This window comes from Clostridium nigeriense (genome assembly GCF_050585245.1).
GTDB classification, from domain to species: domain Bacteria; phylum Bacillota; class Clostridia; order Clostridiales; family Clostridiaceae; genus Clostridium; species Clostridium nigeriense_A.
Window position 1 is genome coordinate 198,068 of sequence record NZ_JBNOOF010000004.1, and the last position, 24,831, is coordinate 222,898.

The 24,831-nt window shown below is 29.2% G+C and carries 22 protein-coding genes, 3 pseudogenes, 1 riboswitch and 1 other annotated feature; of the genes and pseudogenes, 8 read left to right on the forward strand and 17 right to left on the reverse strand.

The annotated features are described in order from the left end of the window. Positions 1–2: 2 nt before the first annotated feature. The 3 genes and pseudogenes from larD to ACQPUY_RS08585 form a co-directional block, all read left to right on the forward strand. Positions 3–713, forward strand: a complete 711-nt coding sequence (larD, locus tag ACQPUY_RS08575; protein WP_430840733.1) for a D/L-lactic acid transporter LarD — start codon at positions 3–5, stop codon at positions 711–713. A gap of 86 nt (positions 714–799) precedes the next feature. Beyond that, positions 800–1,016, forward strand: a binding site (T-box leader). Between the two features lie 55 nt (positions 1,017–1,071). After that, entirely contained in the window at positions 1,072–3,009 is a 1,938-nt protein-coding gene (gene thrS / locus ACQPUY_RS08580; protein WP_430840734.1) for a threonine--tRNA ligase, read from the forward strand. A 97-nt stretch (positions 3,010–3,106) separates the two neighbouring features. After that, positions 3,107–3,442 (forward strand): annotated as a pseudogene (locus ACQPUY_RS08585) (pyruvate kinase alpha/beta domain-containing protein); the annotation flags it as partial. A gap of 93 nt (positions 3,443–3,535) precedes the next feature. Here ACQPUY_RS08585 and ACQPUY_RS08590 read toward each other — a convergent pair. The 8 genes from ACQPUY_RS08590 to ACQPUY_RS08625 form a co-directional block, all read right to left on the reverse strand. After that, on the reverse strand, positions 3,536–4,417 hold the full coding sequence (locus ACQPUY_RS08590; protein ID WP_430840735.1) for an ROK family protein: 882 nt from the start codon (positions 4,415–4,417) through the stop codon (positions 3,536–3,538). Between the two features lie 28 nt (positions 4,418–4,445). Next, on the reverse strand, positions 4,446–5,363 hold the full coding sequence (locus ACQPUY_RS08595) for a dihydrodipicolinate synthase family protein (protein WP_430840736.1): 918 nt from the start codon (positions 5,361–5,363) through the stop codon (positions 4,446–4,448). 30 nt (positions 5,364–5,393) lie between these two features. After that, positions 5,394–6,089: an N-acetylmannosamine-6-phosphate 2-epimerase gene (locus ACQPUY_RS08600; protein WP_430840737.1), complete on the reverse strand. Its 696-nt coding sequence runs from the start codon at positions 6,087–6,089 to the stop codon at positions 5,394–5,396. Between the two features lie 41 nt (positions 6,090–6,130). Next, positions 6,131–6,790, reverse strand: a complete 660-nt coding sequence (locus tag ACQPUY_RS08605) for a YesL family protein (RefSeq protein ID WP_430840738.1) — start codon at positions 6,788–6,790, stop codon at positions 6,131–6,133. Positions 6,791–6,818: 28 nt separating this feature from the next. Then, positions 6,819–7,271, reverse strand: a complete 453-nt coding sequence (locus ACQPUY_RS08610; protein ID WP_430840739.1) for a YhcH/YjgK/YiaL family protein — start codon at positions 7,269–7,271, stop codon at positions 6,819–6,821. 101 nt (positions 7,272–7,372) lie between these two features. Beyond that, positions 7,373–8,200, reverse strand: a complete 828-nt coding sequence (locus tag ACQPUY_RS08615; protein ID WP_430840740.1) for a carbohydrate ABC transporter permease — start codon at positions 8,198–8,200, stop codon at positions 7,373–7,375. 17 nt (positions 8,201–8,217) lie between these two features. Then, a complete protein-coding gene (locus tag ACQPUY_RS08620; RefSeq protein WP_430840741.1) occupies positions 8,218–9,108 on the reverse strand; it encodes a carbohydrate ABC transporter permease in 891 nt (296 codons plus the stop codon). Positions 9,109–9,202: 94 nt separating this feature from the next. After that, the gene (locus tag ACQPUY_RS08625; protein ID WP_430840742.1) at positions 9,203–10,519 is read right to left on the reverse strand and encodes an ABC transporter substrate-binding protein; all 1,317 of its coding nucleotides are present in this window, start codon (positions 10,517–10,519) and stop codon (positions 9,203–9,205) included. Positions 10,520–10,839: 320 nt separating this feature from the next. On the opposite strand from ACQPUY_RS08625, the pseudogene ACQPUY_RS08630 reads away from it, so the two are divergent. Next, positions 10,840–12,312: pseudogene (locus ACQPUY_RS08630) on the forward strand (IS1182 family transposase). 67 nt (positions 12,313–12,379) lie between these two features. Here the strand turns inward: ACQPUY_RS08630 and ACQPUY_RS08635 are convergent. The 9 genes and pseudogenes from ACQPUY_RS08635 to ACQPUY_RS08675 all read right to left on the reverse strand — a co-directional run bounded on the left by ACQPUY_RS08635 (position 12,380) and on the right by ACQPUY_RS08675 (position 21,515). Beyond that, positions 12,380–12,559, reverse strand: coding sequence for a hypothetical protein (locus ACQPUY_RS08635; RefSeq protein WP_430840743.1), 180 nt, complete (start codon positions 12,557–12,559; stop codon positions 12,380–12,382). Positions 12,560–13,122: 563 nt separating this feature from the next. After that, positions 13,123–13,244: riboswitch (SAM riboswitch) on the reverse strand. A 56-nt stretch (positions 13,245–13,300) separates the two neighbouring features. After that, positions 13,301–13,879, reverse strand: a complete 579-nt coding sequence (locus tag ACQPUY_RS08640; protein ID WP_430840744.1) for a 5-formyltetrahydrofolate cyclo-ligase — start codon at positions 13,877–13,879, stop codon at positions 13,301–13,303. A 127-nt stretch (positions 13,880–14,006) separates the two neighbouring features. Next, positions 14,007–15,005: a homoserine dehydrogenase gene (locus ACQPUY_RS08645; RefSeq protein WP_430840745.1), complete on the reverse strand. Its 999-nt coding sequence runs from the start codon at positions 15,003–15,005 to the stop codon at positions 14,007–14,009. Between the two features lie 144 nt (positions 15,006–15,149). After that, the gene (locus tag ACQPUY_RS08650; RefSeq protein WP_430840746.1) at positions 15,150–16,097 is read right to left on the reverse strand and encodes an ROK family protein; all 948 of its coding nucleotides are present in this window, start codon (positions 16,095–16,097) and stop codon (positions 15,150–15,152) included. 52 nt (positions 16,098–16,149) lie between these two features. Then, positions 16,150–16,578 (reverse strand): annotated as a pseudogene (locus tag ACQPUY_RS08655) (dihydrodipicolinate synthase family protein); the annotation flags it as partial. Between the two features lie 249 nt (positions 16,579–16,827). Further along, a complete protein-coding gene (locus ACQPUY_RS08660; protein WP_430840747.1) occupies positions 16,828–17,832 on the reverse strand; it encodes a substrate-binding domain-containing protein in 1,005 nt (334 codons plus the stop codon). 214 nt (positions 17,833–18,046) lie between these two features. Beyond that, on the reverse strand, positions 18,047–18,382 hold the full coding sequence (locus ACQPUY_RS08665) for a hypothetical protein (RefSeq protein ID WP_316341223.1): 336 nt from the start codon (positions 18,380–18,382) through the stop codon (positions 18,047–18,049). 178 nt (positions 18,383–18,560) lie between these two features. Next, positions 18,561–19,622 carry an IS1595 family transposase gene (locus ACQPUY_RS08670; RefSeq protein ID WP_430840748.1) on the reverse strand — a complete coding sequence of 354 codons (1,062 nt, stop codon included), beginning with the start codon at positions 19,620–19,622 and terminating at the stop codon, positions 18,561–18,563. A 198-nt stretch (positions 19,623–19,820) separates the two neighbouring features. After that, positions 19,821–21,515, reverse strand: coding sequence for a PTS transporter subunit EIIC (locus tag ACQPUY_RS08675; protein WP_430840749.1), 1,695 nt, complete (start codon positions 21,513–21,515; stop codon positions 19,821–19,823). Between the two features lie 570 nt (positions 21,516–22,085). Here ACQPUY_RS08675 and ACQPUY_RS08680 point away from each other — a divergent pair. Genes ACQPUY_RS08680 through ACQPUY_RS08695 form a run of 4 tightly spaced genes read left to right on the forward strand, consistent with a single transcriptional unit; the run spans position 22,086 to position 24,788 of the window. Then, a complete protein-coding gene (locus tag ACQPUY_RS08680) occupies positions 22,086–22,751 on the forward strand; it encodes a DUF969 domain-containing protein (protein WP_430840750.1) in 666 nt (221 codons plus the stop codon). Positions 22,752–22,759: 8 nt separating this feature from the next. Continuing rightward, positions 22,760–23,689, forward strand: a complete 930-nt coding sequence (locus ACQPUY_RS08685; RefSeq protein ID WP_430840751.1) for a DUF979 domain-containing protein — start codon at positions 22,760–22,762, stop codon at positions 23,687–23,689. A 20-nt stretch (positions 23,690–23,709) separates the two neighbouring features. After that, positions 23,710–24,351, forward strand: coding sequence for a pyroglutamyl-peptidase I (gene pcp / locus ACQPUY_RS08690; protein WP_430840752.1), 642 nt, complete (start codon positions 23,710–23,712; stop codon positions 24,349–24,351). After that, positions 24,351–24,788 (forward strand): gamma-glutamylcyclotransferase family protein, encoded by a 438-nt coding sequence (locus ACQPUY_RS08695; RefSeq protein WP_430840753.1) that lies wholly within the window; start codon positions 24,351–24,353, stop codon positions 24,786–24,788. The genes pcp and ACQPUY_RS08695 overlap by 1 nt, the downstream gene beginning before the upstream one ends. The last annotated feature ends 43 nt before the right edge of the window (positions 24,789–24,831 follow it).

The window sequence follows — 24,831 nt, forward strand, 5'->3', positions numbered from 1 at the left end:
ATATGTTTCAAAATTTAACTGCTGAATTTTTAAGTACAGCACTTATGATTATCTTTGGTGTAGGAGTCCATTGTGATGAAGTATTAAAGGGTAGTAAATATAAAGGAAGTGGACATCTTTTTGCTATTACAACATGGGGATTTGGTATTACAATAGCATTATTTATTTTTGATGGTGTATCTATGAACCCAGCTATGGTTCTTGCTAAATGTATTTTAGGAATGTTACCCTGGTCTTACTTCCTACCTTATAGTATAGCAGACTTTTTAGGTGCATTTATTGGTGCAATATTAGTTTACATAGTATATGCAGAGCAATTTAAAGCTAGTGAAAAAGAAGTTGACCCTATTGCTATAAGAAACATTTTTTCAACCAATCCAGTTATTCGTAAATTACCAAGAAATTTCTTTGTGGAATTATTTGCTACTTTTATTTTTATTAGTAGTATTTTTATGATTGCTAATAATTATGAAAATATTCTACCAATAGGAGTTGGGCTTTTAGTATGGGCAATAGGTATGGCTCTTGGTGGTCCAACAGGATTTGCAATGAATCAAGCAAGAGATTTAGGTCCTAGACTTGCATTCCAAGTTCTTCCTATTAAAAACAAAGCAAATAATGATTGGCAATATGGTTTGCTAATACCAGGTATTGCGCCTTTTGTTGGCTCTGCTTTAGCTGCCCTATTCGTTCATTTTTATTTTGGAATTTAACTATAAATTTTAATTAATAATTTCAATAGCTACTATTAATATTGACATTATTAATTAAAATATTTATAATTATTATTAATAAATATTTTAATTCGTTGAAGAGAAGAGTAAACTATTTTTCATTTTCAGAGAGAGATAAGCTTGGTGAAATTATCTTACTTGATTTTAGTTGAAGACCACCTCTGAGTGACTCTAATAAAGTCCGTTTAATATCACGTTACGATATCTTAAGTGGCCTAGACAAATTAGGCAATTAAGGGTGGAACCGCGGGAAATATCGAATTTATTACTCTCGTCCCTTCTATATATAGAAGGGATGGGAGTTTTTTTATTTTAAAAAACGAAAGGAGAATGTAATATGATTAAAATTACTTTAAAAGATGGATCAATAAAAGAATTTGAAGCTGGCGTTTCAGTACTAGATATAGCTAAATCAATAAGCGAAGGTTTAGCTAGAAATGCTTGCTGTGGAATAGTTAATGGAGAGGTTGTTGATTTACGTCATACAGTAAATGAAGACTCAGACCTTGCAATTTGTACATTTGATTCACAAGAAGGAAAAGATGCAGTAAGACATAGTATATCTCATGTATTAGCATATGCTGTTAAGAGATTATATCCAGAAGCAAAATTAGCTATTGGACCTGCAATTAAAGATGGCTTCTACTATGACTTTGATGTTGAAAATTCTTTTTCAGCTGAAGATTTAGTTAAACTTGAAGATGAAATGAGAAAAATAATAAAAGAAAATCCTTCAATAGAAAGATTTGAACTACCAAGAGCAGAAGCTTTAAAACTTATGGAAGATGCTAATGAACCATATAAGGTTGAATTAATAAATGACTTAGGAGAAGATGAAGTTATTTCATTCTATAAAATGGGAGACTTTGTTGACCTATGTGCAGGCCCACACTTAATGTCATTAAAACCAGTTAAAGCCATTAAACTTCTTAGAAGTGCAGGTGCTTACTGGAAAGGTAACGAAAATAATAAGATGCTTTCAAGAATATACGGAACTGCATTCTTAAAGAAAGCAGACTTAGATTCTCATTTAGAAGCTTTAGAAGAGGCTAAAAAGAGAGATCACAATAAATTAGGAAGAGAACTTAAAATATTTACTACTGATGAAAAAGTAGGTCAAGGGCTACCTCTATTAATGCCAAAGGGAGCTAAAATGATTCAACTTCTTCAAAGATGGGTAGAAGATGAAGAGGAAAAAAGAGGTTATGTTTTAACTAAAACTCCATTTATGGCTAAAAGTGATTTATATAAAATTTCTGGCCACTGGGATCACTACAAAGATGGTATGTTTGTTTTAGGAGATGAAGAAAATGACGAGGAAGTTATGGCTTTAAGACCTATGACTTGCCCATTCCAATATACTATATACAATGCTGAACAACACAGCTATAGAGAACTTCCTATAAGATATTCTGAAACTTCTACTTTATTTAGAAATGAATCATCAGGTGAAATGCATGGTCTAATAAGAGTTAGACAATTCACTTTAGCTGATGGACATATAGTTTGTAGACCAGACCAAATTGAAGAAGAATTCAAGAGTTCTCTTGAATTAATCAATCACATAATGTCTACTTTAGGTATTGATGGAGATATTTCATTTAGATTCTCTAAGTGGGATCCAAACAATACTGAAAAATATATAAATAATCCAGAAGCTTGGGAAGAAACTCAAGTATTAATGAAAGGTATCTTAGATCACCTTGGAATTAACTATGTAGAAGCTGAAGGTGAAGCTGCATTCTATGGACCAAAGCTTGATATTCAATTTAAGAACGTTCATGGAAAAGAAGATACAATAATAACTATCCAAATTGACTTTGCTCTTGCAGAAAGATTTGATATGACTTATATAGATAAAGACGGAAATAAGAAGCGTCCTTATATAATCCACAGATCTTCAATTGGATGTTATGAAAGAACTTTAGCTATGCTTATTGAAAAATATGCTGGTGCATTCCCAACTTGGTTATCTCCAACTCAAGCAATAGTATTACCTATTTCTGATAAATACAATGACTATGCAGAGTCAATAGTTAAAGAATTTAAAAATGCAGGAATAAGAATAAATGGAGATTATAGAGCTGAAAAGATAGGTTACAAAATTAGAGAAGCTAGACTTGAAAGAATTCCTTATATCCTAGTTGTTGGTGAAAAAGAAGCTGCTAACAATGAAGCTTCAGTAAGAAGCAGAAAGAACGGAGAAGAAGGTGCAATTCCAGTTTCTGAATTAAAGAATAGATTAATCTTAGAAATAGCTAACAAAGAAAAATAGTGAATGTAAAATGTAATGAACAATGTAGAAGGATTGTAAAAATCCTCTACATCGGATTTTTATAAAGATAAAAAGGATTCGTTTATATCGAATCCTTTCAGCATGTAGAAGTTCAAACCTATTACATGCAAAAGCAGTAGTTGCAGCAACTAATAGCGGAGCTACAGCAAAGCTTATATCAAAATATAGACCAAAGTGTTCAATTATAGCTATAACTCCATATGATGAAGTTAGACGAGGATTAAACCTTAATTTAGGTATACACCCAACAAAATGTGAAGTATTCACTACTACTGATGAAATAATAAGTGAAGCAAAGAAAGTTGCAACTATAATATCCTTTGCAGAAAAAGGCGAGGATATTATAGTTGCTGCAGGAATGCCAAGTGCCACTACTGGTGGAACTAATATGCTTAAAATAGAAAAATTGTAAGATTAGCCATTTAAGCCCTAAATATAAAAGATATCTATTTATTTTCAGTGGTAAACTTCGAATCAAATAGATATCTTTTATTTTATTTTTATATTAATGTTTATTTTTAAAATTATAAAATGCTCCTAACATTCCCGCATCATTCTTATGCTTTGCAAATTCTAATCTTGTTCTTTCGGCGATACTTGGCAAAAGATATTTTTTCATAGCTTTCTCAATTTTAGGTTTCAGATATATATCCTGAGCCATAATTCCTCCCCCTAGTACAACTACTTCTGGATTAATAACATAACATATATTAGCTATCCCCACTCCAATAATTTCCACCATTTCATCAATAGCCGTAATACATATATCATCACCTTTTTTAGCTTCTTCAAAAATATGATATCCATCCCAGATTTCTTCTGAATCTTGTTTTCTCACAGCAACCTTTTTGGTCAAAATACTAGTTGCACCCAATGTCTGAAAATCACTATCAAACATATGCATATATCCTACCTCACATGCACTATTACTAAACCCGTGGAATATATTTCTATCAATCAGTATGCATCCTCCAATTCCAGTACCTATGGTAAGGCATAGTGTTACTTTACTATCAGTAGCTGCCCCTGAAATTCTCTCTGCTAATCCTGCACAATTCACATCATTCTCAACCTCACAAGGTATTGAAAATCTTCTTTCTAGCTCTTCTTTAAATTTAGTTCCTGTATACCTAGGAATCAAAGGAGCAGAATAAAAAATCTCCCCTTTTTCAGTGTCAACCATTCCTGCTGTTGAAATGCATATTCCTACTAATTTATATTTTTCTAAATAGTTTTCTACAATTCTAAAGACTTTATTTAGAATTTCAGGACCGCCTTTATATGCCTCTGTATCCATCTTATCTTTTATCAGTATTGTCCCATCCTCAGCAATGACTCCGTATTTTATTGCAGTACCTCCGATATCAATACTTACATAGCTTTTCACACTTTCACCCCTTATAAAAACTTTTCATTTAACGATATTTTTTAATTGCTGTTTTAATCATAAGAGCAGCTTCTTTTACAATTTCCATATCTTCTTCAATTAAATCTGCTAAAGGTTCTCTTACACTTCCTATATTTAAATTCTCATTAATACGAAGGATTTCCTTAATTACTCCATACATATTTCCATGACATGAACACATTTTGTAGATAATTTCATTAATATCATACTGAAGTTTTCTAGCTTCTTCTATTTTATTTTCAATTACAAAATCGTTCAGCTTCAAGAATAATTCTGGCATAACACCATATGTACCACCAATGCCTCCTTCTGCACCAATAGCACGTCCACTAATAAATTGTTCATCTGGACCATTAAATACAATATAATCTTCTCCACCAGCTGCACAGAACATTTGAATATCTTGTACTGGCATGGAAGAGTTTTTCACTCCAATTACTCTAGGATTCTTACGCATTTCTGCATAAAGTCCTTGTGTTAAAGTAACACCTGCAAGCTGTGGAATATTGTATATTATAAAATCTGTATTTGGTGCTGCATTACTCATAGCATTCCAATAAGCTGCAATAGCATATTCAGGAAGTCTAAAATATATTGGTGGAATTGCTGCAATTGCATCTACACCTAAGCTTTCTGCATGTTTTGCAAGTTCTACACTATCCTTTGTATTATTACATGCAACATGAGCAATTACAGTAAGTTTTCCTTTTCCAACTGCCATTACATTTTCAAGAATAAGCTTTCTTTCTTCTACACTTAGATAAATACATTCTCCTGAAGAACCATTTACATAAATACCTTTAACACCTTTTTTAATATGGAATTCAGTAAGTTCTCTTACTCTTTCTGGACTTATTTCTCCATTATCGTCATAACATGCATAAAATGCAGGAATTACTCCTTTATACTTATTTAAATCTCTCATAATAATCTCCTTCTGCCACATAAGGCTAATTTATTTATTATTTTTTAACTCATCTACAAATGATTTTGTAATAAGTTGTGGTCTTGTTATAATAGAGCCAACTACAACGCTGTAGCATCCTAATTCAATTACCCTCTTAACTTTTTGAGGTGTATTTATATTACCTTCTGCAATTACTGGGTGTTTTGCTTTTGAAAGAATTTCTCTAATAATCTCAAAATCATTATTTTCTATTTTAAGATTTGCACTCTGCTTTGTATAACCAACCATTGTTGTACCAATAAAATCAAAGCCTATTTCATCTGCATGAAGAGCCTCTTCTACTGTAGAGCAATCTGCCATAAAAAGTTGATCTGGATATTTATTTTTTGCTTCTTTAAAGAATTCATCTAAAGTTTTTCCTTCTGGTCTTAATGCAGATGTAGCATCAATTGCTATAATATCTGGTTTTACTTCCATAAGCTCATCAATTTCTTTCATAGTTGGTGTAATGTAAACTTCAGAATCATCATAATCCCTTTTTACAATCCCAATAATAGGAAGATCAACTTGTGATTGTATTTCAGCAATATCCTCTTTTGTATTTGCACGAATCCCTGCTGCACCGCCTTCTTTAGCTGCAAGTGCCATTCTTCCCATAATAAATGAAGAATGAAGTGGTTCGTTTGGCAATGCCTGACATGAAACTATTAAATTACCTTTTAAATTATTAACCTTATCACTCATAATATTTTCCCTTCTATATCACATTATCTCAAATTTATCTATTAAACCTCTTCATAATTTTCATATTTCTCAAATACTTTATAAAAAATAAATGATTGAATTAGTGCTAGGCCAGAAAATCCACATATAATCAATATTGTAAAAAGTAAGAACATAGATAATCCAGAATAAAATAACATTAAAACAAATGGAATATTAAGAAGTATAAGCAGTATGGTCCATTTAAAATTTATAACACTAAGTATAAATGAGTTTTTAAACACTTCTTTTGTTGTATTTTTAAACCTAGCTAAAAGTGGAAATGCATATAGAAATATAACATATGCCCAAATTGCTACGATATAACATAGGACTTGTAAGACTTTCAATCTATCATCTCCAATTATTCCTATAATCCTTAAATCTACTGTAATGAAAAGTGTTATTATAATTGCTATCATTCCAACTACTGTTCCCTGTTTAAAATTCTGTTTAAATGCTTTTAAGAAACCTCTTATAATATGAGATTCTTCATTTCTTACCATTTTTAATGTTATTGAATACATAGCAGTAAGTGATGCTCCTATTGTAAAAATAGGGATACAACATATAATAAATGTAAAATTCAATATCACAATATCAAATATTCTTGAAAAAAATCTCATAATTCCATTGTCTAGATTAAATATTTTACTTGATAAATATTCTCTATTTCCTGACATACTTTTCTCCTATCAAATATTTTAACTACTAATTTACAGCTACCTTTACTACACATTTTTTTAGATAAGTATTATCACCTGTAGCAATTCCAGGTTTATGAGGTTCATCTGCCATACAAATAATAAATCTTTCTTTACCTAGGCTACATGTTATAACTTCAGTGCAATCAACAAATCCTAAATCTATTTCTTCTTTATATACCTCAACAATATTTTTAACATCAAATCCCACTTTAATATTTTCTGATCCCTCTATATCAATTTGAATATCCATATATTTTTTATGGAGTTCAAATTTTAACTCATCTTCTTCTCTCGCTTCAGCTTCCATTACATTTACAAATACTTTATCCTTTTCTATTTCTGTACGTCCAATTGGAAGTGAATTTAAATCTGTAGTTTCTAAAAAACTAATTGCTTTATCTAACCATATAGATTGTCCTCTATATTTGCCAACATTTTTTATAACATCATATATCATATGGCTATCTCCTTTAATCTTAGATAAAATTAAAATGGAACTACCTTTCACATGCCTGCTAGTTAAAGGTCATTGTGCTTTGATAGTTCCATTTATATAACTTAACCTTTTACTGCTCCCATTGTGATACCTTGTGTAAATGATTTTTGGAACATTAGAAACACTGCAACTATTGGAATTGCTGATAGTGCTGCACCTGCCATTATTAATCCATAGTTTGTTGCCATTTCTGCTTGCATAGTTGCTACACCAAGTGAAACTGTAAGTTTACTTCTTGATGAAAGCATTACTAATTGCATAAAATAATCATTCCATGTATTAATAAAAGTAAATATTGCTAATGCCGCAAATCCAGGTTTTACAATTGGAAATGCGATATTTACAAAGGTTCTAAGTTCACCACATCCATCAATTTTTGCTGATTCTAATAATTCACCAGGAATATTTTCACTAAATTGTTTCATTAAAAATACTCCAAAAGGCCATCCAATCAATGGAAGTATTACAGCCGCTAGTGTATCATGAATTCCCATAAAATTAACAATTCGTACTAGTGGAACAAGTACAACTTGTTTTGGTAATGACATTGCTGCAATAAAAACTGAGAATAAAAGCTTTTGACCATAAAATTTCTTCTTAGCCAAAACATATCCTGCAAGTGAAGATGTTATGCAAACTAAAATCATTGTAACTAATGCAATAAAAATACTATTAAATAACCATTTCCCTGCTGGATTTTGAATAAGTAATTGTTTAAAATTCTCCATTGTTGGAGCTGTTGGCCACCATTGTGGTGGAATTTTAATAGTATCAGGCTGAGACTTAAATGCACCTGTCATAATCCAATAGAAAGGAAAGACAAAAATAATAGTTAAGATACTCAAAAGTATTATTGTTATTACCTCAAAAGGTGTGATTTTTTTCTTCATTATGCTCTCTCTCCTTCCTAATATTCTACATCATTACCTAAAATTTTGAATTGTGCAAAGCTTATAAGACCAATTAGTACAGCTAGGAATACTCCCATTGTATTTGCATACCCATATTCAGAAAGTTTAAATGCTCTTTCATACAGATAATACATTATTGTACTAGTAGAATAGTTTGGTCCACCAGATGTTAATAACTGAATTAAAGCAAAACATTGGAATGAATTAATTGTTGTTATAACTACTATATAAAGTGTTGTAGGCAATAAGCTTGGCCATTTTACTTTCCAGAAAACTTGGAATTCATTGGCTCCATCTACACGGGCTGCCTCTACTAACGACTTATCTATATTTCCTAGTGATGCTATATAAAGTATAATTGGCTGGCCAACTGACGTAGTAAGTAATATAACTATAATTGCAATTAATGCATATCTTTTATCACCTAACCAGCTAATATTTTGATCAATAAGATTTCCTGTTTTTAAAATATAATTTAATATACCTGATAATGGATCATAAATCCATTTCCATACAACTGTAACAGCTACACTACCTGTAACAACAGGTAAGAAAAATACACAACGGAAAAAAGAACGAGTGAATGCACTTTTTTCATATGTTTGCGAAGCCACAAATAAGGAGAAGATTACTACAATAGGAACTGATCCTATTACAATTATTAGAGTATTTATTAATGATTTAATAAATACTTCATCATTAAACATCTTTATGTAATTATCTATTCCAACAAATGTGAAATCAGTCATTGTATAATTAAAGAAACTTGTAACGAATCCCATAATCATAGGAGCTAAAACAAATATTATAAAAAATATTAATACAGGAGCAAGAAAAAGGTATGACACAACAGTCTCTCTCATCTTTAATTTGCTTGAAGCTTTCATATTTTCCCTCCAATCACCTATCTAAAAAGTAATATTTTAAAAATATCTTCTTGTACATTAAAATAATGCACAAGAAGAAATTATTTCAATACACTTATTTTTTTATTGTTTCGTTTGCTTTAGTAGTAAAGTCATCTAAAGCTGTTTTTACATCTGCTTCTCCATTTGATACTGATTGAAGCATTGGGAACCATAAAGTTCTCATTTTAGCAAATCCATCGATTGTATTGTAGTAAGTAGAATAATATTTTGTCCAAGAACCAATTTCTTTCATTCTTGCATCACTATATATTTCACCAAAAGATGTACGAACTGGGAATGCTCCTGTTCTTTCAACATTCTTTGGACCCCATTCTTTATCATCACAAATAAATTTGATAAACTTTTTAGATGCAGCTACTTTAGCATCATCACCATTATTAAATACACAGAATCCATTAACTAAGTATTCTAATTCTGGTTTACCGTCATCTGATGGGAATGGTACTTCTAAGTAATCAACTTTACTTGCTTCTAATAATTTAGCTTGTGTACCTGGTTGAGCTGAAGACCATAAAAGTGTAAATGCAGTTTGTCCATTTGCAAAGTTTTGGATATCAGCAGATCCATCATATTGAGAACCATTCATTAATAAACCATTATCTATTAACTTTTTAATTAATTCCATTGATTTAACAGAATTAGCATCATTTGTAGTATATTCTGTAAGTGAATCATTTGTTATGCTAGTGCTATATAGGTTTGTAAAGAAAGCACGTGTACCTTGGTCACCACCTTGACCATTACTGAATAATGATCCTGGATTATATCCCTTAGCTTTTAAGGCTTCCAAAACCTTTACAAAATCATCAGTTGTCCATCCTGTTTTTACTAAGTCAAGAACTCCTGCTTCTTTTAACATTTCTTTGTTAAATGCCATGTAGAAAGGACCAGTACTTATTGGATACATATAAGCGGTATCTCCAGCTTTACAAGCTTGTAATAAAGCGTCATTGTTTACATCTTTTACAAATTCATCTGTAAACATGTCATTTAAATCTACTAATTTACCTGCTTTTCCATAAGTAATTATACGTCCTGGTGCATCAAATAATACATCTGCTACTGTACCTGCTTCAATTGCTGTTGTAATCTTTTCAGGTCCTGAAGTAAAGTCTAGTGTTTCTAATTTTACAGTTACATCTGGATTTTCTGCTTCAAATGCATCAATTATTTTTTGTTCCCATGTTCCTACTGCATCAGTTGCATTTTCTTGAGTAAATGTTGGAAATGCCCACCATGTTATTTGAGTTTTTGCAGTGTCTTTTCCAGTATCGCTACCATTTGAATCAGTACCACTTTTTTGTCCACAAGCAACGAAGGAAATGGACATTAATCCAGCAAGTAGAGTAGCTAATAATTTCTTTTTCATTTAATATACCCTCCCATAATAAACTTTATTTTAATTTTTATAGATTAACATTACTATTAGTCTCTCATTCCCATTTAAACCATATTGTAGTCACATTTTAAAGTAGCCTCAATTAATTTTTCATCCTTATTCAACTAAATATACAATTGTATTTTTAACTTCTGCAACGAAAATTTTCTTGTAATCATTTTCTAAATAAAATATATCATGTTTGAAAATTTTTTTCAATATTTTTACATGAAAAAAATTTTTTTTATTCAGGGTGTCGACAAAGTCGACACCTTTTCGTTTTCTTGGTAAAATATCAGGGGTGATATTTTATGATGACAAGAAAAGATGTAGATAATAGATTACAAATTGAATTTAATAGTGTAGATGCATTAGTTCCAAAAGATCATCTAGTTAGAAAAATTGATAGAGCTATAGACTTTAATTTTATATATGATGAGGTTGCAGAGTTATACTCTGCGTCCGGAGCGCCAAGCATTGATCCAGTAGTTTTAATAAAAATTGTTCTAATTCAATATTTATTTGGAATACCGTCGATGAGACAAACTATAAGAGAAATTGAAGTAAATATAGCTTATAGGTGGTTTATAGGATATTCATTTACGGAAAAGATACCACATTTCTCTACTTTTAATAAGAACTATGAAAGAAGATTTAAAAATACTAATTTATTTAATAACATATTCACTAAAATCTTAGAAGAAGCTAATAAATATGGATTTATAGATTTATCAGAAGTATTTATAGATTCTACACATATAAAAGCAAGTGCAAATAAGAAAAAGTATACTAAAAAAGAGATTGATATTGAGGCAAAAAAGTACCAAGAAGAATTAGAAAAAGAAATAGATGAAGATAGAAAAAAACATGGAAAAAGACCTTTAAACAAAGAAACAAAAGTAGACGAAACGAAGGTTGTTACTTAAAGCAACACTGATCCTGATAGTGGTATGTTTTTTAAGAACGAAAAAGAGAAATGCTTTGCTTACTCTGCTCACACAGCTTGCGATAAAAATAACTATATATTAGAGTTTGATGTTACAGCTGGTAATATTCATGATAGTGTTGGATTTATTGGATTATATGAGAATTTAAAAGATAGATTTTCCACTGACGAGATCATAGCTATAGCTATGGATGCGGGATATATTACGCCATATATTTGTAGACAGTTATTCAAAGATAATATATTACCGTCACTTCCTTACAAACGTCCTATGACTAAAGAAGGCTTTTTCAAAAAATATGATTGTGTATATGATGAATATAATGATTGTTATATATGCCCAAATTTTAAAATCTTAAAATATGGTACTACAAACCAAGATGGATATAGAGAATATAAATCAAATCCGTGTGAATGTAGTAAATGTCCTTATTTAAACAAATGTACTAATAGTAAAAATCATCAAAAGGTCATTACTCATCATATCTGGCAAGAGTTTATTGATGAAGCAAATCATCTTAGACATAATAAATATGTAAAATCTGTATATAAAGCTCGTAAAGAAACAATAGAGAGAGTTTTTGCAGATGCTAAAGAAAAGAATGGTATGCGTTATACACATTTAAGAAGCTTGGCTAAAATTACTATGGAAGTCACGCTTATTTACGCATGCATAAATTTAAAGAAAATGGCAAACCGATTATGGAAAAGGCGTGGTAGCTATCGCTCCGATAGCACACTTAGTAACTGTATTATAAAAATATACTCTTTAATTTTAAATATAATAACAAAAAGCATTTTCTCCAATTTAAGAAAATGCTTTTTGTCTACAATCTGAAAGGATTCGTTTATATCGAATCCTTTTTTAATTTATGAAATACTCTTTTTTCATTCTTATACATTTTCTAAATTTCTTTTAGAAGTTTAGAAATCTTATTTTGAAGTAACCAAACCTTCTTTTGCTTTCTATTATAAGCAACCATTCTTTCCTTATTATTAGTACTAGATTCTAAAAGTTTAGTTGTCTTTTCTTCATACATCTTTACAGCCTCATTAATAATCTGAAGCTCCTCTTTATTAAACATAAATACACTCCTTACTTAAATGTAATTAATATACTAAGTTATAATTATCATTTTATATTATAGTTTATAAAGAGATGCTTTTCAAATAATTATAAAAACTAATATTACCCCAATATTTTGTACATAACCCTATACTTATAGACTAAGAAGACTTACCCAATGATCTGTATATTTATATGTTTCTGTTTTAATATTGGTAGCACCCAAGGTTCCCCAACCTTGGTGCATACCCCACTTGAATATATTATTCCCTTTCTCTAGTTTCCTGATATTTATTGTATAAAGCCCCTTTTTCCTGTATTGCTTATTGCTAAGTAGACATATATAAGTTTGCTTATTCCGTCGCTACGCTCCAAGTCAGCTCAAACTTATAAATGTCCACTTGAAAGCTAAATGAAGGAAAGTATTAATTTGTATTTTTCTAATATTCATATGCTAAATAACTTACATATCATTTTCAAAACTTTACCATTCCATACTTTCCTATAAAAAAATAAAAAGGTTACTTCAATATAAGAAGCAACCACTAAATTCACAGTTATTAAATAAATTTTAATAAAACCACCTTATTTATCAAGCTAAAGCTTGCAGGATTTAGCACCACACTAATTTATAAAACAAAAGTTTATATTTCATAGGTTGCTAGGTTTCACAGGGCCAGTCCCTCCACCGTTCTTAATAAAGTTCTCTTTCTATTTAATTATAATTATATTATACACCATATTCTTCTAGTTTCAACCATTATTTATTGATTTTTCTAAATTTTGTATTAGTGATAATATAATCAAAAGTAATGTCATGAGCCTCTGGCTCAATAATATCTATTATTTGTAAATCATAAGCTAGCACTACTTTATTTCTTAAATCTTTTATAGGTTCTAAATACCTATCATAATATCCGCCACCATATCCTATTCTATTTCCTTTAAAATCAAAGACTACACCTGGAACTATAATTAAATCTATATCTTCTTTTTCTATAAAATTATTATCATCAATAGGTTCTAATATTCCCATAGAGTTTTTCTCTAAATCCTTGAAAGAATTTAGTCTTATAGCCTTCATAGACTTATCAAACTTATATATCTTTGGAATATATACTTCCTTTTTATCCTCTAATGCCTTATCGATAATCTTATTAGTATCTATTTCAGTACCAAAACTTAGATAAATAAATATACTTTTTGCTTTTTTATATAAATCTGTTCTTATTAACTCATTAAGTATCTTATTATCCATTATCTCTTTTTCTTCAATATTTAATGAATCTCTTATTGATAATATTTTATTTCTTAAAGTTTTTTTCTTCTCTTTTCCCATGATATTCCCCCAAATATATTCTTAACTCCATATCTATCCTTTAATTTCCTTAATAATATATGACACTCCTAATCCTATACATACTATTTCATTTTTTGACTCTATGATATATGTTCATTTATATTTGCTAACATATATTAATTATATCTCTTAAAATAGATGCTGCAGCATTTATAGTTCCTGACGCTCCACCAATTACACTTATATTTCCAAGAGTATCAGTACTATAACATACTCCCTTATTTTTATTATCTACAAAATATAGTGGATGCTCAATATTAAGAATTTTGGGCTTTACATAAGCCATAACTTTTTCATCTTTTTTACATACTTTTCCAATTAATTTGATTTTATTACCTTTAGATTTTTCTTCTAAAATATTATTTTTCTTTAAATTGTTTATTCCTTCAATTTTAATATCCTTAAGAGATAAATTTGCATTCATTAATACATTTGCTAATATTAGAATCTTAGATGCAGTATCATAACCTTCAACATCTAATTTATAATTAGCCTCTGCAATTCCAAACGAAATAGACCTTTTTAGTGCTTCATTATAATCAACCTCATTTTCATACATTTCAGTTAAAATATAATTACTTGTTCCATTTAATATTCCTTCAATAGATAGTATATCAGAACCGGCTATGTCAAAACTCCCTACATTTATAGAAGGCAAAGCTCCTCCAGTTGTACACCCTATCCCTAAACTTACATTATTTTCATCTGCTATTTTCTTCAAAACCTTATACCCTAGTAATATTGGCCCCTTATTACCTGTAACTACATTGATCCCATTTTCTAAAGCTAATTTAATATGAGTTAACCCCGGCTCCCCTGTTTCTATATTAGTACTTGTAAGCTCTACTAAAGTTTCAATATCCTTCTTTTTAATAATATTACTTATATTGATATCTTCTATAAAATTAAAGCCTGTCAATTTATAATCATTACTTACTATATCTTTTAGACTAATTCCATCTTTATTATAAATTCCACCATCACTTTTAATAATATACTTAACATTTAACTCTAATCCCTTTTTCTTAAGTTTTTCTTCTTTATCTATTAACAGTTTTATAAAAGACCTACCTACTCCTCCAAATCCTATCAGTGCTATATCCATATTTCTCCCCCCCTCATAAATATACTATATTATAACTTTTATTTACATAAGTTGAAATAATTATAGTAAACAAACTATTTAATTAATTTAAATACAAAAAGATGACTCGATTATTAAGTCATCTTTTTATAAAATTATATTTTATTATAATTCTAATTTAATTTTTAAACTATATACTGCACCTAACATTCCTGCAGCATTTCTACATTTAGCAATATCTATTTTAAGATTTTTAGAAAATGATGGCATTACCATATTCTTAATATGCCTCTCTATTCTATCTATTAGATTATTACCTTGTGCAGATACTCCTCCACCAATTATTATTAACTCTGGATTAAATACATGTATTAAAGTTTTTAATCCTAAAGCTATATCTCTACACCAGTTATCAACTATAGATACAAAAAACTCATCACCAGTATTAGCTTTTTCAAATATTATTTTTCCATTTATACTGTCTAACATACAATTAATCCCATTTATACCTAAAGATTTCCTTAACGCTTCTCTAGCTCTTTTAACTAAAGCAGTTGTCGATGCATATACTTCATAGCACCCATTATGTCCACATGTACATTCTAATCCATCAGGATATAAATTTATATGTCCAAACTCACCTGCTGAATAGCTTCTCCCTGTAAAAATATTATTATTAATTATAATTGCTCCACCTATTCCTGTACCAATTGTTAAACATATAAAATTAGAAACTCCCTTTCCAGCTCCCATCCACAATTCCCCTAAGGCAGCTGCATTTACGTCATTTTCAACAATACATGGTAAATGATATTTCTCCTCTACTATATTTTTCAATTTTACTCCAGTCCATCCCGGTATTGCATTTGTTGCAAATATTATTTCCCCTGTTTCACTATTTACTTGTCCTGCTGTACTTATTCCAATTCCTTTTATATTATAAAATTCTTTTTTTAATAATATATCTATAATTCTATATACTTTTTCAATTAATTCTTCGGCTCCCTTATGTGCTTCTGTATCAATTTCAGAACTTTCATATATATTACCTGAATCATCAGCTATTCCAAATTTAATTCTTGTTCCGCCTATACCTATAGCTATATAATTCATATGGACCTCCTACTTTAAAATTTATTTTCCATAATACTAATTCTATATAATACTAAAAATATTTATTGGAAATTTCTTTACTTTTTTCTATCTGTTCCTTTGTATAGGCCTTAAAAGGTTCCCTACAATATCCAGCATCTATACCTCTTTCTTGTAATATTAATTTTAAAGTGTTATATATTCCATTATTTATTACATCACTTATAAAATCATTAGTTACATTTTGAATTTCATTAGCCTCTTCTAACTTTCCTTCTCTTACTAAATCAAATATTTGTCTTGCTCTTATTCCATTTACATTATAAGTTGAACCTATTGCTCCATCTACCCCTAATGCAACTGCTGGTAATAACATTTCATCAAATCCTGAATATATAAGTTTATCTGGGAAGCCTTTCCTCACTCTTTCTAATAAATAAAAATCTCCTGCTGTAAACTTAATTCCAATTATTTTTTCGTTCTCAAATAATTTTCTGAACTTGTTATTGTTGTTGCTAAAAGTAATGTTGATAATACCTTAAACTTTTTCATTTATTAATCCTCCTAATATACTTATTTTTAAAGAAAATATTTTTATATTTTCTAACAAACAATTTAGTACTAACTGATATTAAATTTTTCATCTTCAATTTCCATATAGTTTCCCGAGAACAAATATAGATAAAAAAATTTTTAGTTAAATATCTATAATTAGTTCTCGGGAACATTTTTTCAAAAATAAATAGTAGTTTTAATAAGGTAAGTTTTCTTTAAACAATATAATATTTTCATATTCATTATTAATTTTTTTCGGCTTAGCATCTTTATATAAATATTCAAACATATATTTAGCCACTAAATATCCTAATTCTGAATGCTTTTGTGCTACAGTCGCAATAACCTTTTCATTTTTAATTAATTGCTTTGTAGCATTTGAAAATCCATTATCTACTATTTTTAAATTTTTATTTCCCCTACTTATCGCTCTTTCTACAATATCAACTAAAAATCTACTACTATATAATGCTGAGATATCTTCGGTTAGGTTATTTTCTAATACATCATCTATGTTACTTTTTAGATTGTCCTGAAAAATAGGTCCTACAATTTCGCATTTTTTACTTTCCATTACCTTACTATAAAATCCTTCAAAAACTAATTTAGAGGATATTCTGTCATCTTCAGTGTCAATAATGAGTATTTTCTCTCCTTTATTTAAAGAATTTAAAAGTATATTTGCAGTAATTCTTCCAGCTTTAAAATAATTTGAATATACACTATAAGTACTTTTATCCAAAGGCATATCTAAAGCCATAAATACTGTTTTATCATTTTCTTTCTTTATCTTTATAATTTCATCTTTTAATAAGGGGATTATTATTACTCCATCAACCTGTTCACTATTTAAAATATTCTTTAAAATTTTAACCTGTTCTTTTGGCTTATCAATATCTGTCTCAATAATATTGATTTTATATTTATAAAACTTAAATTCATTTTGAGCCTTTTCAAATCCCTCTTTAATACTGTTTGAATAAACTTCCTTTTTTGTCTTTACAATAAAAGCATATATACTCTTACTCTTCTTTAAAGCTAATGATGTGCTAATTGGGCTCTTAGCATATCCTAATTCTTCACATAGACTTAATATTTTTTCTTTTTTATCAGGATTAATACTTCCTTTACCATTTAAAGCTCTTGCTACAATTGTCCTAGAAATATTTAATATCTTCGCTATATCTGATTGCCTAATCATCAAATTCTTTTTTCTTTTTTTAACTTATTATCGTAATAATACCATCTAATGAAATCAATTTTAATAGCCTTTAAAATTTTTTCTTTTTAATAAATTTCGCTATGTTTAAGTATATTGTTGAAATATTGCAAAATTAAAGGATGTCCATGTTAGACATCTTAGACATCCTTTAATTTCGTATTAAATAGAATCTACTCTACAGATATGAATTTGCTTAATATTTCCATAACTCGTTATCCGCTATTACATTGAAGCTAATTTTTCCAGCTTCCTCTTTAATTTCAACTGTGATAAATGTTAAATCTTTGCCACTTAATTTATCATATACTACAACTGTATTACTTAAATCTTTATAAGTATATGTTAAAATTAAATTGCACGTATTGTGCACTTTCAAGGTATATAAAGAAACCTCTATATTTTCATTTTTTTCTAATCTCTTTACTTTAGCTTTTTTGTATGCACCTTCTCCATCGTGAGTCAGCTCAATATTAGTCAAAGTATCTTTTGTTAGATTCTTGATATTAATTCTTTGCATGCAATCGTACATTATTCCATCTCCTTAATATTTTACCATCAACCAACTCGGCTGTTACTTTACTTAAAACTATTATAACTATATTTACCATTACAGCACTTACCATTGTTCTTGTAATAATTAAATACTTTCCAATAGTTTATTATTTAATTATACACAAATAATAGTAAATATTAAACATTATTTACCATTAAATATAAATTGCTTTTCTTTCTTTAAAATCCTTTATTTGAGTAGTGGAATATGAAGTATGCGATTGAACGAACAATCTTTTACACCTTATTGTATCTTTTTCTGTTTTAAACAACTCTATCCATTTAAACCAATACATATAATTTGCAAGGTATTTGGTTGCAACACCATGAAATCCAACCATAAACTGCTTTAATCTACTATGGTAGGCATTTATATGTTGAATATGATATATACCCTTTTTATATTTACCAGTCTCTATTTGCTGCATTTCAACATCGAAGTTATTTTTAAACTTAATATAACTTTTATGTGAATCTACACATAGAGTTGATTTTTCTTCTATTCTATCTTTAAAAAGCCTCTCTACATCTGTATAACGCATTCTACCATTACAAACTAATTCTGATATAACATTTCCCATTCTATCAGTAGCACACATTACAGATACTTGATTATTAGAGATACCTCTCTTTTTCTTTTCCTCTTGGCTTGAAGGTTTACTTTTAGGACCTCGTTTATATGGTTTTCTTGGCATAGTAAATGTGTTGCTTTTGCTATGATTCCCCTTATAGGAAAGTCTAAAGAACGTCTCATCTGCTTCAACAACCCCTGATACATGACCAATTCCTATATATACTCTTACAGCGTCTAAAATTTTATGTCTCCATAAAAATGCTGTAGGTATGCTGATTCCAACTATTCTAGCACATTTTCTAATTGAGTAACCTTCAATCATACATTTGATGTAAGACATCCATACTGTAAAATCTTTCTTACTATTGTAACAGGGGGAGTATGTGAAATCTGTAAATGTCTTGTGGCAATCTTTGCAAATATATCTTTGTTTGTCATTATACTTGCCATTTCTTAATACTCTATCTTTTTTACAATAAGGACATACTCTACCAGAAGAGAACCTATTTTCTTTTATTTCATCTTGAATTTCACTTGTCATAGAGCCTAAAATTAACTCTTTTTCAAGATAATTATATACTTGTTCTTGCTCACATTTGCTTAAAGTTGAAAGAAATTTTATTACAGAACTTGCTCCAGACATAGTATATTCCTCCATCGTTACATTATATTTATATTATAACCTATTTAGGATAATTTAATCAAATATCAACATATATCTTTAACATAGCGATAAATTTAAAATAAAAAAGAAATCGTCTTTTATTGACGATTTCTTTTTCATTATTTATGTGAGTGAATTTATTTAATAATATTATAAAGAATTTTTAATTATAAATTATTAGTCTATATCTAATATATTCTTTATTTCATTCTTATAAGCATCTGCTTTTGCACCAAAGATAGCTTGAATTCCGTTACCGACTTCAACTACTCCAGCTGCTCCTAATGCTTTTAATTCATCTTTATTAACATTTGCTTTATCTTTAACTTCAACTCTTAATCTTGTTATACAAGCATCAACACTAACTATATTTTCTTCACCACCTAAAGCAGCTAACACAGCTGGTGCTTTTTCTTGAATTTCATTTCCTTTTCCTGCTTTACTTTCTGATTTTTCATTTATATCAGCTTGCTTAATACCAGCCTTCTCTTGGTAATCTGCTTTTGAATAAAGCTTAACTTCTTCTTCACTTTCATCTCTACCTGGAGTCTTTAGGTTAAACTTTTTAATTAAGAATAAGAATAAGAAGTAGTAAACCACTGCATAAACTATTCCTACTAAAATTAATCTTAACCAGTGAGTTGGAACTCCTGCTCCTGCTGGTAATAAACCGAATAATGTAAAGTCTATTAAACCACCTGAGAATGTCATACCTATGAATACATTAAGTACTCCCATTAACATATATGATAAACCTGCTAATATACAATGAACTACATATAGTGCTGGTGCAACGAATAAGAATGTAAATTCTATAGGTTCAGTTATACCTGTAAGTAATGCTGTTAATGCAGCTGATGCTAATAATGAACCAACAACTTTTTTCTTAGCTGGAGCTGCTGTATGATACATAGCTAGAGCTGCTGCTGGAAGACCAAACATCATGAATGGGAATTTACCAGCCATAAATCTTGTTGTTCCTGAAACTATTGTTGTCATATCTGCTGCTGAAGCACCAACTAAACTGCTCATACTTGATAATTGTGCAAAATACGCTGTATTAGCACCTGCTACTGATTGCCATACACCATCAACTAAGATTTGTCCATCAACAAATGACCCATACCAGAATGGAGTATAGAATACATGGTGTAAACCAAATGGAATTAATGCTCTTTCGATAAGCCCATATAAGAATGTTCCTATTGCCCCTGAATTATTAACGAATCCTGAAAGAGCAACTATTCCATTTTGAACTATTGGCCATACAAATGCTAATATTGCACCAACTACCGCCATTGCTACTGCTGTTACTATTGGAACAAATCTTGAACCTGAGAAGAATCCAATAACTTGTGGTAATTGTATTGTATGATATTTATTATGTAATACTGCTGTAACTATACCTGTAATAATCCCACCAAATACTGACATATTTAATGTGAATATTCCTAAGTTAGTAGTAACATAAGTACCATATTCTCCAAATGCATCTGGAGTAAGAACTCCTAATTGAGTTAATCCTAATGATAACATTGATGATATAACTTGGTTCATAACTATGAAACCAAAAATTGAAGCTAATCCTGCAGTTCCCTTATCCTTTTTAGCAAGTCCAACTGCAACACCTACTGCAAATAATAATGGTAGATTACCAAATATAATATCCCCTATATTTTTCATTATTGTTAATATTGCTGTAACAACTGGAATATTAACAAAAGCTATTAATGGTTGATAAACTGCTGGTGGATTCGATAATCCAGATATTCCTAATAAGGCTCCACCAAGTCCTAATAATATACCTGCTATTGGTAATGCTGCTATTGGAAGCATTATAGCTTTACCAATTCTTTGTAATTGCTGTAACATTTATAATTCCTCCTTTAAATATAAATTTTTATAAATAAATTAAAAATAAATTACTACAGTAGTATGTTCTTCTCCAGACTTATTATTTGCATTTTCTTTTAAGTTATTATAAAAACTTCTAAAAAAATAAAAAAAGGACCAAAATTTATAGATATAGTTATAGTATATCTATAATATTTTTAGTCCTTGCCTGCTTTACCAGTAACACACTACTTATTTAATTATGTTCATATAATATCATATTAAAATTTAAATGTAAATTTTTTTTTTAAAATTTTTTAGTTAACTTTTAAGATTATTTTTATAGTAAAAATGTTATTTAAAGTATTACCTATAAATATTAATAAATGTATTTTTAATAATATTTAAAATATTCTTGAAGCCAAATAAATTCAAGTTCTTCAATAACATTTATTTTATATACTTATTTTATCTTATTATTCATTTAGTATTTTTAAAACTTCTTTTTGTATAAATTATCAAAAATTACTATGGATTTTTTATAAAATTGCATATATAATAAAATTACAATATTCACAAAACTACAAATTTCGAAAGGATTCGATAAAAATGGCTTTAATAGGAATACTAATAATAATAGTAGGATTTGCACTAAAGTTTAATACAATAGCAGTTGTTATTGTTTCTGGTATTGTAACTGGCTTAATAGCCGATATGAGCATTTCTGAAATATTAACAACTCTAGGACAAACATTTGTACAAAAAAGAGAAATGAGTTTATTTCTTCTAACATTACCTGTAATAGGTTTGTGTGAAAGATACGGATTAAAAGAAAAAGCAATAATGTTAATAGAAAAAGTAAAAGGTTTATCTACTGGTAAGCTTTTATCTGGATATTTATTCATAAGAGAGATTTCTTCTTTTATGGGGGTTAAACTTGGTGGACATCCTCAATTTGTAAGACCACTTATTAACCCAATGGCTCAAGGAGCTGCTATCTCAGAACATGGTAAGCTTAAAGAAGAAGACGAAGACTTAATAAAAGCCACATCTGCTGCTGCTGATAACTATGGTAACTTCTTTGGTCAGAATGTATTTTTAGCAAACTCTGGAGTTCTCCTTATAGCTGGAACTCTAGAAACATTAGGTTATAATGTTGACACACTACAAATTGCTAAAGCCTCAATTCCTGTAGCTTTGATAGCCCTTGTTTTAGGAGTTATTCAAAACTATTTATTAGATAAAAAGTTAGCTAAAAAATATAAAAATAGGTAGGTAATTTTATGGATTTAAAAGCTATTTCAAATATTTTATTAGAAATATTTTATATAATGGTAGGATTATTCTTTCTTCTTACTATGTTATTTACTTTAAAAGATAAAAATCACAAAACTAGATATGGTACTGCTTTATTCTGGGGAATTCTTGGTTGTATATTTATACTAGGTGAAACTATTCCTCCAGTTGTTTCTGGTTTACTTATTGTTGTAATAGGTGTACTAGCTGCATTTAATCAAATTAATATCGGAACTATAAAAGAATTAGACAGCACTTTCGCAAGTTTAAAAGCAAACGAAATTGGTATAAAAATATTTGTACCTTCATTAATAATTGCATTAGCTGCATTACTTATTGCCCAATTTACAACAATTTCAAGCGTAGCTTCTATAGGAATTTCATCTATAATTGCATTAATAGCTACTTTTTTAATAACTAAAGCTAAACCTAAGGAATTCATAGAAGATAGTAATAGAATGTTTCAATCTGTTGGATCAACTGCAATATTACCACAATTATTAGCTGCCTTAGGTGCATTATTTACAGCAGCTGGTGTTGGTGATATTATATCTAACATGATTTCAAACTTTATTCCTGAAGGAAATATATTATTAGGTATAACTGCTTATTGTGTTGGTATGGCTATCTTTACTGCTATAATGGGAAATGCCTTTGCTGCATTCTCAGTAATAACTGTTGGTATTGGTGTTCCATTTGTATTTGCTCAAGGTGGTGACCCTATAATTGCATCAGCATTAGCTATGACAGCTGGATTCTGTGGAACATTAATAACTCCAATGGCTGCAAACTTTAACGTTTTACCAGTGGCTCTATTAGAAACTAGAGATAAAAATGCTGTAATAAAAGTACAAGCAATATTTGCAATAATATTACTTGCTATACACATACCATTAATGTACTTCTTAGCATTTTAGTACATAAGGGAGGTTTATATATGAAAATATTAATTACTGGCTTTGATCCATTTGGTGGAGAAAGTATAAACCCAGCTTTAGAAGCTGTAAAAAAATTGCCTGATACAATTTTAGGACAAGATGTAATAAAGATAGAAATACCAACTGTATTTAGAAAATCTTTAGAAAAAATAGAAGAAAATATACAAAAACATAATCCAGATGTTGTTATATCTATTGGCCAAGCTGGTGGAAGATTTGGAGTTACTCCAGAAAGAGTTGCTATAAATATGGATGATGCAAGAATTAAAGATAATGAAGGCAATCAACCAATTGATATATCTATATATGAAGATGGTGAAAATGCATACTTCTCTAACCTACCTATAAAGGCTATGGTTAAAGAAATGAATGATAATGGAATTCCTGCTTCTGTATCAAACACTGCTGGAACCTTTGTATGCAACCATGTTATGTACGGAATTTTATACTTAATAGATAAGAAATATCCAAATATAAGAGGTGGATTTATACACGTTCCATACATACCATCTCAAGTAACAACAAAACCTAATATGCCATCTATGTCAATAGATGACATAGCAAAAGGCTTAGAACTTAGCATAAAAGCAATTATAGAGAATTCATCAGATATAAAAACTATAGGCGGAACTATTTGCTAATGAGTAAAAATATAAAACTTTTTGTCTATGGTAGTTTAAGAGAAGGCTTTTTTAATTATGACCTTTATTTAAAAGGCAAAATTAAATCAATAAGACCTGCTGAAATAAGTGGATTTGAATTATACCATATGCCTTACAAAGGCTATCCAGCAGTATTGCCTGGAAATAATACCATAGTTGGCGAAGTTGTTGAACTAGAAAATTATGATTCAACACTAAAAGCCATTGATGAAATGGAAGGTTTCTTAGGAGAAGGAAACCCAAATAATGAATACTCAAGAAAGCTTGTAACAGTTAAATTAACTGATGATGAAAGCTATGAAGATTGTTATTCTTATTTCTATAATAAGGATATAGATTTAAAATTCCAAGATGAAGCTATTTATATTAAAAATGGTGATTGGAAAGAATATATGCTAAGTGAAATGAATAATTAAAAATGTAGAATGTAAAATCAATGTTTAAACTCAGCTATATAGC

What these genes read in the sequence shown, in the direction of transcription:
- larD (WP_430840733.1), top strand. Translation starts at nt 3, where the DNA reads ATGTTTCAAAATTTAACTGCTGAATTTTTAAGTACAGCACTTATGATT.
- thrS (WP_430840734.1), top strand. Translation starts at nt 1,072, where the DNA reads ATGATTAAAATTACTTTAAAAGATGGATCAATAAAAGAATTTGAAGCT.
- ACQPUY_RS08595 (WP_430840736.1), bottom strand. Translation starts at nt 5,363, where the DNA reads ATGAGAGATTTAAATAAGTATAAAGGAGTAATTCCTGCATTTTATGCA.
- ACQPUY_RS08600 (WP_430840737.1), bottom strand. Translation starts at nt 6,089, where the DNA reads ATGAGTGATAAGGTTAATAATTTAAAAGGTAATTTAATAGTTTCATGT.
- ACQPUY_RS08605 (WP_430840738.1), bottom strand. Translation starts at nt 6,790, where the DNA reads ATGTCAGGAAATAGAGAATATTTATCAAGTAAAATATTTAATCTAGAC.
- ACQPUY_RS08610 (WP_430840739.1), bottom strand. Translation starts at nt 7,271, where the DNA reads ATGATATATGATGTTATAAAAAATGTTGGCAAATATAGAGGACAATCT.
- ACQPUY_RS08615 (WP_430840740.1), bottom strand. Translation starts at nt 8,200, where the DNA reads ATGAAGAAAAAAATCACACCTTTTGAGGTAATAACAATAATACTTTTG.
- ACQPUY_RS08620 (WP_430840741.1), bottom strand. Translation starts at nt 9,108, where the DNA reads ATGAAAGCTTCAAGCAAATTAAAGATGAGAGAGACTGTTGTGTCATAC.
- ACQPUY_RS08625 (WP_430840742.1), bottom strand. Translation starts at nt 10,519, where the DNA reads ATGAAAAAGAAATTATTAGCTACTCTACTTGCTGGATTAATGTCCATT.
- ACQPUY_RS08635 (WP_430840743.1), bottom strand. Translation starts at nt 12,559, where the DNA reads ATGTTTAATAAAGAGGAGCTTCAGATTATTAATGAGGCTGTAAAGATG.
- ACQPUY_RS08640 (WP_430840744.1), bottom strand. Translation starts at nt 13,879, where the DNA reads ATGGGAAAAGAGAAGAAAAAAACTTTAAGAAATAAAATATTATCAATA.
- ACQPUY_RS08645 (WP_430840745.1), bottom strand. Translation starts at nt 15,005, where the DNA reads ATGGATATAGCACTGATAGGATTTGGAGGAGTAGGTAGGTCTTTTATA.
- ACQPUY_RS08650 (WP_430840746.1), bottom strand. Translation starts at nt 16,097, where the DNA reads ATGAATTATATAGCTATAGGTATAGGCGGAACAAGAATTAAATTTGGA.
- ACQPUY_RS08660 (WP_430840747.1), bottom strand. Translation starts at nt 17,832, where the DNA reads ATGATTAGGCAATCAGATATAGCGAAGATATTAAATATTTCTAGGACA.
- ACQPUY_RS08665 (WP_316341223.1), bottom strand. Translation starts at nt 18,382, where the DNA reads ATGTACGATTGCATGCAAAGAATTAATATCAAGAATCTAACAAAAGAT.
- ACQPUY_RS08670 (WP_430840748.1), bottom strand. Translation starts at nt 19,622, where the DNA reads ATGTCTGGAGCAAGTTCTGTAATAAAATTTCTTTCAACTTTAAGCAAA.
- ACQPUY_RS08675 (WP_430840749.1), bottom strand. Translation starts at nt 21,515, where the DNA reads ATGTTACAGCAATTACAAAGAATTGGTAAAGCTATAATGCTTCCAATA.
- ACQPUY_RS08680 (WP_430840750.1), top strand. Translation starts at nt 22,086, where the DNA reads ATGGCTTTAATAGGAATACTAATAATAATAGTAGGATTTGCACTAAAG.
- ACQPUY_RS08685 (WP_430840751.1), top strand. Translation starts at nt 22,760, where the DNA reads ATGGATTTAAAAGCTATTTCAAATATTTTATTAGAAATATTTTATATA.
- pcp (WP_430840752.1), top strand. Translation starts at nt 23,710, where the DNA reads ATGAAAATATTAATTACTGGCTTTGATCCATTTGGTGGAGAAAGTATA.
- ACQPUY_RS08695 (WP_430840753.1), top strand. Translation starts at nt 24,351, where the DNA reads ATGAGTAAAAATATAAAACTTTTTGTCTATGGTAGTTTAAGAGAAGGC.